Annotated in this window: 10 protein-coding genes; 7 read left to right on the forward strand and 3 right to left on the reverse strand. The window is 44.1% G+C overall.

The genetic code is table 11. The features are described 5' to 3' along the window. Window positions 1-13: 13 nt before the first annotated feature. Window positions 14-1,135: an OmpA family protein gene (locus tag QNI24_RS10965; protein ID WP_267176154.1), complete on the reverse strand. Its 1,122-nt coding sequence runs from the start codon at window positions 1,133-1,135 to the stop codon at window positions 14-16. 299 nt (window positions 1,136-1,434) lie between these two features. On the opposite strand from QNI24_RS10965, the gene QNI24_RS10970 reads away from it, so the two are divergent. The 3 genes from QNI24_RS10970 to QNI24_RS10980 are packed head-to-tail and all read left to right on the forward strand — an operon-like array spanning window position 1,435 to window position 3,836. Then, window positions 1,435-2,832, forward strand: a complete 1,398-nt coding sequence (locus QNI24_RS10970) for an ATP-binding response regulator (protein WP_283708713.1) — start codon at window positions 1,435-1,437, stop codon at window positions 2,830-2,832. Next, window positions 2,819-3,685: a response regulator transcription factor gene (locus QNI24_RS10975; protein WP_267176156.1), complete on the forward strand. Its 867-nt coding sequence runs from the start codon at window positions 2,819-2,821 to the stop codon at window positions 3,683-3,685. The genes QNI24_RS10970 and QNI24_RS10975 overlap by 14 nt, the downstream gene beginning before the upstream one ends. 4 nt (window positions 3,686-3,689) lie before the next feature. Next, entirely contained in the window at window positions 3,690-3,836 is a 147-nt protein-coding gene (locus tag QNI24_RS10980; protein ID WP_267176157.1) for a DUF2256 domain-containing protein, read from the forward strand. On the opposite strand, the gene QNI24_RS10985 is transcribed toward QNI24_RS10980, so the two are convergent. Further along, window positions 3,833-5,155, reverse strand: coding sequence for a DASH family cryptochrome (locus QNI24_RS10985; RefSeq protein WP_267176158.1), 1,323 nt, complete (start codon window positions 5,153-5,155; stop codon window positions 3,833-3,835). The genes QNI24_RS10980 and QNI24_RS10985 overlap by 4 nt on opposite strands. 32 nt (window positions 5,156-5,187) lie before the next feature. Further along, on the reverse strand, window positions 5,188-5,454 hold the full coding sequence (locus tag QNI24_RS10990) for a TIGR03643 family protein (protein WP_267176159.1): 267 nt from the start codon (window positions 5,452-5,454) through the stop codon (window positions 5,188-5,190). Window positions 5,455-5,520: 66 nt separating this feature from the next. On the opposite strand from QNI24_RS10990, the gene QNI24_RS10995 reads away from it, so the two are divergent. The 4 genes from QNI24_RS10995 to QNI24_RS11010 all read left to right on the forward strand — a co-directional run bounded on the left by QNI24_RS10995 (window position 5,521) and on the right by QNI24_RS11010 (window position 14,076). Further along, window positions 5,521-7,029: a cryptochrome/photolyase family protein gene (locus QNI24_RS10995; protein WP_267176160.1), complete on the forward strand. Its 1,509-nt coding sequence runs from the start codon at window positions 5,521-5,523 to the stop codon at window positions 7,027-7,029. Window positions 7,030-7,355: 326 nt separating this feature from the next. Further along, window positions 7,356-8,834 carry a choice-of-anchor Q domain-containing protein gene (locus QNI24_RS11000; RefSeq protein WP_267176161.1) on the forward strand — a complete coding sequence of 493 codons (1,479 nt, stop codon included), beginning with the start codon at window positions 7,356-7,358 and terminating at the stop codon, window positions 8,832-8,834. A gap of 332 nt (window positions 8,835-9,166) precedes the next feature. After that, the gene (locus QNI24_RS11005; protein ID WP_267176162.1) at window positions 9,167-11,284 is read left to right on the forward strand and encodes a cadherin-like domain-containing protein; all 2,118 of its coding nucleotides are present in this window, start codon (window positions 9,167-9,169) and stop codon (window positions 11,282-11,284) included. Then, the gene (locus tag QNI24_RS11010; protein WP_267176163.1) at window positions 11,281-14,076 is read left to right on the forward strand and encodes an InlB B-repeat-containing protein; all 2,796 of its coding nucleotides are present in this window, start codon (window positions 11,281-11,283) and stop codon (window positions 14,074-14,076) included. Before QNI24_RS11005 ends, QNI24_RS11010 begins: the two co-directional genes overlap by 4 nt. Window positions 14,077-14,126 lie beyond the last annotated feature (50 nt).

The following is a 14,126-nucleotide window of genomic DNA, read 5'->3' on the forward strand; positions in this document are numbered from 1 at the left end:
ATTGAAGTAAAAATCAGTCTTGGATAACCAATTCAGTTCTTCTGTTTTTGGCTCTGCCTTCGGCCGTATCATTGGTTGCTATCGGGCTTGACTCACCGTAACCTTTCCAAGTCATGCGATCTGCCGAAACACCTTGCTCAACCAAGTAGTTATAAACCACTTGAGCACGACGCTCTGAGAGGTCCTGATTATAAGCTTCTGAAGCAGTGGAATCGGTATGGCCCGCCACTTCAACAACAATCGAACCATGCTCACCCATGGTGGCAACAGCAGCATCTAAAATAGCAATAGACTCATCTTTCAAAGTGGCTTTATCAAGATCAAAGTAAACGCCTTGTAATTCAATGACCACCTGCACTTCACAACCATCGGCATCAACCACCGCACCGGCTCTGCTGTTTGGACATTTGTCCATGGAATCCTTAACACCATCATTATCGGCATCGCCATCATGACAACCGTAAGCATCAACTGCCATTCCAGCTGGGGTGTTAGGGCAACGATCAGTTTGATCACTGACACCATCGCCATCTGAATCTAATTGTGGTGCAGGCTCAACAATCTCTGGCGCTGCAGCAGCTTTTGCCGCGGCACCCAATGCGATATTCAAGCCCATGCTGAAAACATAATCATCATAGCTGCTGGCGGTACCGGTGTAGTCATCGGTATCCAGGCGGTATTTCACTTCAGACATAAAACCCACTCTGTCTGTAACCATTTTACGCACACCCAAACCCAGGTTGAGCATCATGTCAGATGAATCAATCGCCTGTGCAGCAGCACTGCCGCTGCCATCATGATCCAACCAACCGATTCCGGCACTCAAAAATGGGCGCATGCTTGAACCTTCATTAAAGTGGTAACGTGTTACCAAGCCCAAGCCTGTTTGCGAAACAGAACCCGGAGAAGCATCTAGATCCAAACTGACTTGATCGTATTCAACATCAACTGACCATTTGTCATTGATGAATTTACCCAGCCCCAACCCCAAACCAAAATTAGACTCAAGGTTTTTCTCGCTGTCAGTTGCGTTGAAGTTGACCATTGGTGATAACATCCAGCGATCGTCATACTCTGCTGCCAATGCTGCACCTGCAACACAAGACAACGCCAGACCTAATAAGGTTTTCTTCATAGTTCTCTCCTAACCAAATTGAATTTAATTGGAAATTATAACACACACAACTTATCTGTAATCAGTTTGTAAAAGAGTTTAACAAAATGATCATAATCACATTTTTTTTACCACATCATGCTGTGACTTCAGCCCATATTCTGCTATCATCATTGCCCCTATATCAACCACACTGGGTAGGCAGAATACTCGTCAATATGACAGCATACATCATCATTGTAGTTTTACTTTTGTTTTTGATTGGGCTGACTATTCGCCACATCAAGCTATCCCAAAAGCTCCGTTCATCTGCTGATAAATTGAGCAAGGTAACAGCGCCAATTGATGAACAAAAACCTCAGCCTGAAGACTCTGCCAGAAACAAATACCTGTTAGCCATTTCTCATGAATTAAGGACACCTTTGAATGTCATCATGGGCTACGCTCAAATTCTAGAAAATCAAGCCGTTGAACAAGACCCCAACAAAGAAAAATACACTTTGATGCGTCATAATTGTGAGCACTTGGCTCATTTGATAGAGGGCATACTAGAATTTTCAGCCATTGAATCCGGCAAGCTAAAAGTTCACCAGGAATGGATTGATTTGAGTGAAATGCTGAAACAGTTGAGTTTGATGTTCAGTAACCAAGCCACTAAAAAAGGCCTGGCGTTTACCACCCACTTTGATGAAAAACTACCCAAAACAGTTAAGTCAGACCACAAACGCCTGCAACAAATACTGATCAACCTGCTATCAAATGCGATTAAATTCACTACCAAGGGGCAGATTGATTTTTCCGTCAAATACCGCAACCAAGTGGCCACATTCAGCGTCAAAGACACCGGCTGTGGTATTGATCAATCAGACTTAGAAAAAATATTTATCCCTTTTGAAAGACTGGAACAAGGACAACACAAAACACCCGGTACTGGGCTGGGTTTACCCATCACCCAAATGCTGGCAGAATTATTGGGTGGTGAACTGACCGTTAACAGTGAATTATCCATTGGTTCGGAATTTACTTACAGAATGATGTTAGCGCCACAGACTGCATTCAATCAAATGCCTGAGAGCAACCAAGCTGCGTTAAACAATGAGCCAAGGCTTGCACAAAGGCATGAAATATTGGTGGTAGATGATGAGGCCAGCCACCGACAATTATTAACCGATGTATTAAAGACTTATGATTTTTCAATCACAACAGCAGTTGACGGCGTAGCCGCTAAGAAAAAATTGCTGGAAGTTAATTTCGAATTGGCCATAATTGATGTGGCCATGCCAAACATGAATGGCTGGCAATTGGCCAAATGGATCAATGAGTATCAACCAAAGACAAAAATCATCATGCTTTCGGGCAACCCCAGAGATCAAGAGAAATCACTGGCTGTTCAGTACCATAACTACTTAAGCAAACCGGTTAATATCAATCAATTGATGAGTCAAATCAGTGAAGCATTAAACTTAAACTGGCAAAAACAAACGAACTCTGCCACCACCAATGAGCAACTCAAAACTGTAGGTATTTCTGCCACTGATTATGCTGCTTTACATAACATGATTGCCATTGGTCACATCAACGGCATCGAAAATTATTTGCAAGGTATGCTCGAAGCCAATAGACTGAATGAGCCTCAACACAAACAACTCATAGCACCGGTAAAAAACATGAACTTAACCCAGTTCACCGGTATGATTAAACGACATGACCAGCACTAACCCAATCATACTCGCTGTTGATGACAACACCGACAGCTTAAACCTACTCAACACGGCACTCTCCGCTGAGGGTTACACCGTGCTGGTAGCCAGTAGTGGACAGCAGGCCATTGATGTGTTGCAAAAAGCCACTCCCAACTTGGTTTTACTGGATGCCATGATGCCAGAAATGGATGGCTTTACTGCCTGTAAAATCATCAAACAACAACACCCTGATATACCTGTTATCTTTATGACTGGGCTTAGCGAAACCGAACATGTGGTTAATGGACTTGGCCTAGGCGCCGTTGATTATTTGGTCAAACCGCTGAATCACACAGAATTGGTGGCCAGGGTCAAAGTACATATCAGCAATGCTGAAATCAACAACAACACCAAAGCGGCGCTGGATTCTACTGGACAACATCTGGCTGCTATCAATCAACAAGGCGATGTGATTTGGACCACGGAAAAAGCCCAAGCTTTGGTTGCAGGCTTTAACAGCAAAGTAAAAAGCCATTTATTAAGCTGGCTGGCACAAGCAGAGACAGATCAGCAATTACAAGTGCAACAAGGACAAAACACCCTGGTCATTAGTTACATCCATGCTCAAAACGATGGTTCTCATCTGATCAGAATCAAAGCCCAAAACCTCAAACTCTTGACCCAAACACTGAAACTCAAACTGAAAATCACTCGCCGTGAGGCCGATGTTTTGTACTGGGTAGCACAAGCCAAAACCGACTGGGAGATCGCCCAAATCTTGGGTATCAGCGAACGCACTGTGAATAAGCATTTGGAACAGGTCTACCGCAAACTCAATGTAAACAACCGCACCGCCGCCAGTGGTCTGGCGCTGCAAGCAATCAATTAAAAACATGCATAAAAAACCACACCTTCCCAGTAAAATTTGTCCTGTTTGTCAATTAACTTTCAACTGGCGAAAAAAATGGCAGAAAAGCTGGCCGGATGTTATTTATTGCAGCGAGCGCTGTCGCCGCAATAAAAACAAAGCAACAACCTAACTCAGCACATATGAAGGCCGCACAGATTGTGTTGTCACATCATATTCAGCCCATCGCTTGACAAAATGACCTTTTGGATCGTGGGTTTTTTGTTGTTTTTCAATATTAAAATGCCGTCCACCACGAGGGTCTGCACCGACACCAGCAATGTATTGCCAGTTGCCCCAATTGGAGGCCACATCATAATCTATTAGCTGCTGTTCGAAATATGCCGCGCCCAAACGCCAGTCCACTCCAGCATCATTAATCAAATAACTGGCCGCTATTTGCCGCCCTCGATTGGACATGTATCCGCTTTGATTGAGTTGCCTCATGCAGGCATCAATCAAAGGTACGCCAGTGTGGCCCTTCGACCAATCAATGAATTTTTCGCAAGCCTTTGGTGTCTTCGAAGTCGCAACATCAGAACCTTTAGAATGAAATAAACGGCTGCCTTGTTTCAGTCCATTCCAGTGAAAGAACTCACGCCAGAGCAATTCAAAAAAGATCCAATAAGTTGATTCATTGGCACCACGCTCAGCTTCGTATTGACGCAGTTGCTGCATGATTTGTCGGGGTGATACACAGCCCCATGCCAGCCATGGAGAAAATTTAGTTGAATGTGACCAGCCCATCAGTTCATTCCTGACTTTTTTATAACTACTGGGTAAATCACTGGCCATATATTGATTCAAATGGGCCAAGCCAGCAGTCTCACCACCCTTGAATTGACTGCCCTCTACACTTGCATGTGCAGACAACTCAGACCAGCGATCAATGCATGACCGCTGTGAGTCGGGCCACCTTTGGGGCGTCGCTGAAACAGCTGGCAAATCAGTTTTTTCTACCCGCTTGCGAAATGGGGTGAAGTGCTTAGGTAATTCATTCAAAGTCATGGGCAACTCAGAGAGCACATATAAGCTTTGGTTGTCATGAGTTTTTACCGGGTATTTTTGACTGATGGTCTCAATTGCTTGGCGTTCATAAAAACCTGCTGTGGCACTCACATGGATGGATTTGATGGTGAATTCATCTGCCGCCGCCTCGATGGCATCAACCCAACCTAAGGTGCTGACAGTCAAGTCCATCTGCTGGTTATTCAAATTGTTTTTGAGGTCTGATACAGACGCCATCAGGAATTGCCAACGGGCAGCACCCATGGCTGGACTTTGGTTTCCTGTGCGGTTGAACAAATGCGGTTCCAGAGCATACAAACACAACAATGCGTTGTTGTTCTCATGGGCATCATCAATGGCAGCTTGTAAGGCGCTGTTGTCTGATAGGCGCAAATCATTGGAAAATAAATATAAGGTTATTTCTGGCATATTGGCTGTTTTCACTGTGTCTTCACCGGCAACATAAAATAATGTGGCTATTTGTGCTTGTATTGCGTTGGGCAGTAAGCTCGACTGACGCCCTCAGGCCGCATTTTTAAATGCTTGGTATTGCGACCCGTGACCCTTTTTCGCCACATTCGAAAACTCGAAGCTCGCATGTTCGAGCGCATGAGCTTAATCACTTCAGGCTCTGCAAGGTGGTATTGGCTTTCAATGGCTTCAAAAGGCGTCCGATCTTCCCAAGCCATTTCTATGATTCGAGAAATGTCAGCAGGATTCAGTTTTTTGTATTGTTTGCTCATATTCGCAAGTTGCTAAACTAAAAAGCCAGATTATTAAACTCACAGTGAAATTGGAATGAAGAAAACATGAACAGCGTAAATATAATATGGCCGCATCAACTGTATAAGAAAAACCCTTTGGTTACCTCTGATGCCGATTGCATATTGGTGGAGGTTGATTTATTTTTCACTCAATACAAATTTCACCAACAAAAAATAGCGTTTCACCGAGCATCCATGCAAGCCTATGCAAAACTTATTGAATCCAAAGTCAATTCATTGCGTTATGTTGATGCCTATAAACCAACCAGTCAGGTTGACAAATTGATGGCTCAATTGGCAGATGATGGCATCACCAAAATCAACACCATTGACAGTACCGATGATTGGTTGGAAAGAAAAATTGACGCGGCTTGCAAACAACATGGAATTGAAAGGGCTTGCAGAGACAGTCGTTTATTCCTATCACCTTTAGGGAAAATAAAAGATTTTTTTCGAGAGGATAAAAACACCTATTTTCATCATCAATTTTACCAACAACAACGCAAACGCTTGCATATATTGATGACTGCTGAAAACAAGCCGGTTGGTGGTCAGTGGAGTTTTGATGAGGATAACCGCAAAAAGTACCCCAAAGATAAAACCCCACCTGAAATCAGTTGGCCTGAAGACAATGCAACCTACCAACAAGCCAATGAATATGTGAAAACACATTTCAATGATTATTTGGGTGAGCTTAACACAACAGCTGATTCATCATTCAGGTACCCCATCACCCACGAGGCAGCCGAGGCATGGTTTGATGAGTTTCTGAAAACCAGGTTTCATGCTTTTGGCGACTTTGAGGATGCAATGGTAAAAAAACAACTGATACTGCACCACAGCGTCATCACCCCGATGTTGAACGTGGGTTTGCTCTCGCCTCAGTGGGTGGTAGAAAGGGCTTTGTCTTATGCCGATGCCAATGATGTGCCGCTCAACTCACTGGAAGGCTTTATCAGACAAATCATCGGCTGGCGTGAATTCATGCGCGGACTGTATGAAACCCATGGCAGCACCGAACGTACCACCAATTACTGGAAGTTCAACCGCCCCATCCCCAAAGCTTTTTACACCGGCGAGACCGGTATTGAGCCGATTGATGTCACCATCAAAAAAGTCTTGGAGACCGGTTATTGTCATCACATTGAACGTTTGATGGTGCTGGGCAACTTCATGCTGCTGTGCGAATTTGACCCTGATGGCGTTTACCAGTGGTTCATGGAATTATTCATTGATGCTTACGACTGGGTCATGGTGCCTAATGTGTATGGCATGAGTCAATTTGCTGACGGTGGACTGATGGCGACCAAACCATACATCAGTTCCAGTAATTATGTCTTGAAGATGAGTGATTATCCCGGTGGCAAAAAGTCCGAAGCTTGGCGTTCAATCTGGGACGGCCTGTTTTGGCGCTTCATGCACAAACAACGTGCATTCTTCGAGTCCAACCCACGCATTGGTATGTTACTAAAAACATGGGATCGCATGGATGACGAAAAACAAAAGAAACACCTCAATTGCGCCGAACAATACCTCAGTCAATTAGACAATTAGAGACGTAACTTCGGAAGGCTGGTGATAAGCCTGACCGTCACTCTTGGTTGGTGAGCAAAGCGAATCAGAAAGAGCAAGTCCGAAGTTGCTAGATATGTTCGCCGCACTCGCTTTTTATTTTTGTCGGGAACAAAAATGAATGAAGCCCCAAAGGTATTCTTTTTGCCCTGAAAACAGTGAACAATGCCACAGCTTGTGGTTTGTATCTGAATAAGTATTTCATATTTCTTCAATGAAATTTAATCTTGTTTTCATGATGACGTCATGATTAAAGTTCGCCACAAAGCTATGTTATTCCTCTTAACTTCAATCAAACTGGAATCAACATGAAAAACAAAACTTTTACACAACCCATAAAATTGCTTGCATGTGTTTTGATGTTTCTCAGCGGAATAAGCCAAGCTGCTGAATTCATTGTACAAACAGATTTAGACACAGGAGGTGGCCAAGTGATCAGCGAAATCAGTCCCGATGTATTCACCATTGACACCTTGCGCTCGGCCGTTGAGCAGGCCAACGATGAAAACAATTTTTCTGGCCCTGATTTGATCAGGTTTGATGAAAACATCACCACAACCAATCCAGGTAGCTCCACCGTTATTATCCTCAACTTGGTCGGTGATCAATTCGAATACCAAACCCAAACCAGTGATTCTGCATTGGCCATCGACAGTGCCATAACCATTCAAGGCACACTGCCAGATTCTCAAGTGCCTGCTATCAAGTTAGAAGCCGATGGCTTGCGTCACTTTCAAATCAATCAGGGTGGTAGACTCAGGCTTTATGACTTGACTTTAAGTGATGGTGAAACACCACTGAACAGCTCAGGAAGAGGTGGTGCAGTGGTGGTTGATTCCAACGGCAAATTAGAAACCAAAAACACCGCTTTCAGTTTCAATGATGCAGTCAATGGTGGCGCCCTGGCCTTTCAGTCAGGCGCATTGGACAGCCTGATTCAAAACAGCACTTTTTCCTTCAACCAAGCCAGTGATGATAACCCAGGTACTTCAGACTTGGGCCAAGGTGGGGCCATATTTGCCGACACTGGAACCCATATTGTGACCATTGAGAACACTGTCTTCAGTTTCAATATTGCGGATGCCCACGGTGGCGCCTTATATATGGACCGACCTTTCGAAGTGCTCAGCAGTGAGTTAGACCGTAACCAAGCAGACCGCAATGGTGGTGCGGTGTATGCCAGCGAACAATCAAATTTTACCCTCAGAAATACGCTGTTTTTTGATAACTTATGCCAGTGGAGAGGAGGTGCTCTTTATACCCGCAGTAATACCATGGATGCCAGCCTGATATTTAATTCAACAGTGGCTGAAAATAATGCCGGTTTCGACTTGTTGCGTGAATCATTCGATAACCCATTACGCGGCATATCTTCCGCTGGCGGCGGCATCTACTCATCCATTGGTGATAACTTAATCATGCACAACAGTATTGTCGCTAAAAATCGAGAAGTTGGCGTGCCTGATGACATTTCAGCTGAGCTTTTAGAAAGCAGTAGTTTTAACCTGTTTGGTGTCGATGGGACTGTTTTTGGTGTCAGCGACAACACCAATGGCAACATCATAGGTACGGTTTCTGAACCAATCGATCCTCGCTTAAAAATTAACGTGCTGTTGCAACCCACAGGGCTGCTCTCAGACAGCCCTGCCATCAACAGCGGCAGTAATGCACAAGTCACCATCGCTGGACTGGATACTGACATCAATGGTGTTGACCGCATCATTGGCACAGCAGTTGATCGCGGAGCATTTGAAACTGATGTATTGTTTTACAACGGATTTAACTGAATCGAAATAAAGCTCAGACCAGCCAAAGCAAAGGTGAGTTGCTTCGCCTTTGCTCTGGCCAATCAAGTTCAATAAACAGACGCAAAAAAATCCAGTTATGAGCTGAAAGACTTTTGATCTGTCTCTATCTTGAATTTGTAAACATGTGATTGAATTTTATTAAACAATTCATTACAGCCTATTCCCTACAGCGGCGTAACAGGCTGTTTTTAAATATTTTTCATAAATAAAAAAGATTTAAAAACAAAATTAAGAATCTATTCATTGTTTCATCATGATTTAAGCCAGCGCATTTCATACACTCAAATCACTCTTATAACCGTGAGCTGAACATGTTGAAATTATTTAAAACCATCACCTTTGCACATGCTGTGATTTTGTCATTGACCTGGGCACTGCCCGGCCAAACAGCAACTATTACCATCAACTCATCTGCTTTGATTGCAGCCTCTGCTGATGATGGTTTGTGTACATTAGGTGAGGCAGTTGACGCAGCCAACAACAACACCCCATCGGGTGCAGTGCTGGGTGAATGTGCTGCTGGTGAAGCTCACCCAATCATTGACGTCATCACTTTTGATACCGCCATACTTCCAACCACATTCAACACCGTCACTGAGTTGGTCTTAGCCGAATCTGTCATCATCAACGGCCCCAGCAAGGAACTGGTTACTTTTACTGGTATTGCACAGAACAGGGTTTTTAAAGTGTTTAATAATTTGGCAGACCAAACTTTCATCATAAGAGATGTGTCGTTTGACAGTTCTTCCATTCGCGCCACATCCGAATTCTACGGCGCGGCTATATGGGGACAACATTACAACGGTTCTTCTTTGCGGATCAATCGGGTTAACTTCATAGGCAATAATGCTGAATTAGGCGGTGGCGCATTGGCTTTGTTTGGAGGCTTTGATAATTCCACAGTGATCAATAACAGTTATTTTGCTGATAATTTTGTATATGCAGAAAGCAGCGGTAACGCTGGTGGCGGAGCCATCTTTATTGGTGCCAACCAACAAGTTGATATTAAGAACAGTACTTTTGAGAGGAACACAGCAACAAACCTTCCTGGTTTACAAAACCCACTGGATGATGCTGCCGGCGGTGCCATCTTGATTCGTGCCAATGGCGTGGGCTTTGAATCAGTCGTCAACATTGAACAAAGCACTTTCTCAGACAACATTGCAGACGGTGTAGGTGGCGCTTTGGCCATGGGCGGACCTGGTTATCCCAACGAAATTTCAGAAGTTACAGTGAAACACAGCACGATAGTTTCAAATGAATCAGACTTTAACAGCGATCAAACCGGCAATGATTCCGGTGGCGGCGGCATTTATTCATCTTCTTCCATACCAGTCAATTTGTTTAATACCATCGTCGCTGCCAACAGCGATAATTCTCAAGACCCTGCACCTGATTTGGCTGGCGCCATCATCTCCACTGGTTATAACTTGATAGGTAACAACGAAAGCAGTGCCAATGCCTTCCCTGTTGGACAGCCAAACATCAATGATGATTGGGTCGGTGGAATTCCCATACTCATCATTCCCCTGTTATCGCCACTCGCTGACAATGGCGGCATCACCCCCACTCGCTTACCGCTGAACAACAGCCTGGCGATAGATAACGGTAAATGCAACATCATAGAATCAGATCAACGACAACAACATAACCCAGAAACCAATTTACGAACCATCGATCAACCGGATGTTCCCAATGCGCTCACAGGATGTGACATTGGTGCTGTAGAGCTGGGGACATCGCCAGCCAATGAAGCGCCTAATGCCATTGATGATGATTATGATTTACTTGAGGGTGAAGTTTTACTGCAAACACCTCAATCAGGCTTGCTGGCCAATGACGTTGATGGCGACACTTTGTGGGTCATATCTGCCGGCAGTTTCAACAGCAGCGGTGATGTGGGCGTGGTTGAATTGTTGGCAGATGGTGCCTTTGAATTCACTCCATTCGATACAGATGCCAACGGCCTGACGACATTTGAATACAGCATAAGCGATCGCATCAATGATGCCAGTGCAGTGGTGACTTTAAATATTGAACCGGTCAATGATGCACCCCAATTTGATGTGAACTCAAATGTTTTGGTTGGCACACCGAGCCAATATGTGACCTTATCTTGGGCCAGTAATTTAACCCCTGGCCCAAGCAATGAAAGCGATCAAACATTGGTTTTTGTCACGCAAATCTTATCAGCACCAACAGGCTTCTTTGCTGGTTTTCCAAGTATTGATTCAGCCACCGGTGAAATCAGCTTTGAGTTAGCAGCAGATGCCAGTGGCCAGGCAGAATTATCAATCAGTTTGCGCGACAACGGCGGTACCAGCAACGGTGGCCAAGACACCAGCCCACCGGTGTTATTGACCATAGCTACATCAGACATCATCTTTGCTGATGGTTTTGATACGCAAGCCAACAGGAATATACGATGAAATTCACCACAACAATCTTACTTTTAACGTTATCATCTGGTATCCAAGCAAATGTTTTACATTGGTTATCACAACCCGAATCTACTGCTGGTACTGTTATCAATGGCGACATTGTTAATGCCAAAATATCAGCCAACGGTCGTTATGTCAGTTTCCTGAGTGTTGCCACCAACCTGGTCTTTGATGACACCAATAAATTAGCCGATTTATTTATCAAAGACTTGCAAACAGGCGTTACTACCCTTGTCTCCACCGACAATGAGGGCAACCAGATCACCGATTATGGCATTGATGCATTCAGTGCACCCACTTCTGATGGTCAATGGATTGCATTCAGCTCAAGGTCAGCGCAATTACCAGATGGTGTGGGTTTTTCCAATGAGTCACTGTATGTTAAGAACTTACAAACAGGAGTCGTAAACAACCACAGTGACATCGGCTTACCCACTTACTTTTCAGTGCGTAGTGATGATATTTACCTATCTGATGATGCACAAAACGTTACTTTCACAACTTCTAATTTGATTCACCCAGATGCCGGCTCTGGCGTCCAAATTTATAGAAAAAATTTGATCACCAGCCAGTATGAGTTGATTTCCGTTTCTATAGATGGCATCACCGGTGCCAATGATTTCGTTTTGAATTTTGGCGACGTCAGTGATAACAACCGATACGTGGTCTTTTCAACTGATGATCAAAACATGATAGACGAGATTTTGAATAACAACGGAGACAATGTCTACCTCAGAGACACCCTGAATGGCACCACTACTTTGATTAATCGTACACCCAATGGCGATTCCTCAGCAGCATTTGATTCATCAATCAGCAAAATGAGTGTGAGCAATGCTGGCCAGGTGGTTTTTGTCACCTCTCAAGATGATTTGGTGCCAGGTGATAACAATGGAGTCAAAGACTTGTTTTTATACGATGGTGGTGTAATCAGTCGCATTAACCTGTCCCCACAGGGTAATGAATTGACCGACACAGTGCCTTTTGAACCCACCATCAATGGTGATGGTACAGTGGTGTTCTTCAGGGACAACACCACAGGTCTGATATCACCCTTGGTTGATGACCCCTATTTCGATCAATTCCGTTATGATTTGGACACTGAAGAAATCACACAAATCACAATCGGCCCTAATGATGAACCAGCAAACAATGAGACTTTCAGCAAAGCCAATATTTCTACCAATGGTTCTCGGGTAGTATTTTCATCAAGAGCCACTAACTTAACTACAGCTGCAGTCTCACCATTTCATCAATCACTCTATGCCTTAAACAATAACAGTGGTCAGTTGCTGCACTTGAGCAATGCGGCATATGACCCAATGACCGCTAATAATGGCTCCTATCTACCTTCCATCAGCAGTGATCAAATGTCAGTGGTCTATGCTTCTGACGCCACCAATTTGACTAACGAAGTGGTTCCAGCTGAGAGGAATTTATACCTATTTGACCGTCACACCAACAGCCACCAAATCATTGGTCGCAAAGTGTTCTCCGTCAACCAAATTTCAGCATCAGGGCGTTATGTGGTGTATGCCTCTGAATACTTTCAACCTTCTGGAGAAATAGATTTAAGCTCTGATTATTTGTTTTTATACGATCGCCTTAATGACAGCTACACACAAATCGCGATTGGTTTGTATGCACAAGTCAATAACAATGGCCAAGTGGTATTCGCTACCTATGAGTCATTTGATGTAAACGACCAAAATAACAACAGTGATGTTTATGTTTATTCTCCATTAACCCAAGCAATCACTTTAGTCAGTAAAAACAGCACTGGTGAAGCTGTTGGTGGGTTTTTTCCTGACATCAGTGGCAGCGGCAGCAATGTTTGGATCACATTCAATTCAAACAGCGCAGAATTGGTTCCCGCTGATACCAATGGACTGGGTGATGTATTCATGCAGCGATGGCCCGATGGTTCTATCATCAGAGCATCAGCCACAGTCGCAGGCTTGGAAGCTGATGGTGATTCTTATGCGCCATATATTTCTGAGAATGGCAACCGCGTGGTGTTCAAAAGCACCGCACAAAATCTCACGCCTGAAGATTACACCGAAGCCGATAATGAACAACTCATCATGTACGATCGCATCAGCCAATCGCATTACTTAGTAACGCGTAACGATGATGGCTTACCAGTAGCAACCAACAGTCCACAAATATATTTCTATGCCATTTCTGATTCCGGTCGTTATGTCAGCTACGAATTTGAAGATGGTGGCTCTATTTTTGATGTGGATTTTATAAGCGATGATGACAATCGCAAAGATGTGCTGCTTTATGATGTTGAGAATCAGAGCACCCAAATCATCTCACAATACATCAACGGCAACAACAGTGACGACCCCTCAGAACGCCCAAAAGTGGTTGAAGATTTGAATCAAGACCCACCCTTAGTGGGAGTGGTTTTTGAGTCCAAAGGAGGCGACCTAACCGGCCGAACTGACCACCCTGGCAGGTTCACAGAAATCATCTTATACCAACAAGGCGGTGATGATTTGAACTTGACTGTTGATGTCATCGGACCGGGCTCAATCAGTGGCAATGCGGGTATCAATTGTTTCACCACATGTGAATATGGTTTTGCTTTGGGGGTAAATTTATCATTGGTGGCAACGGCAGATAACGGCATGGTTTTCGATCGATGGGAAGTTGATTTTGGTGATTGTAATGATGACAGCAACCCATGTGCATTGGTCATGGACCGCAACAAAACCATCACAGCGTATTTTTCTGATCCCAATGAAATCATTTTCAGTAATGGCTTTGAATAAGCCATTCAACACAACAGACACCAAGCAGATAAACTCAGTGTGTAGGAGAG

This window comes from Marinicella marina, assembly GCF_030065545.1.
Lineage (GTDB): Bacteria > Pseudomonadota > Gammaproteobacteria > Xanthomonadales > Marinicellaceae > Marinicella > Marinicella marina.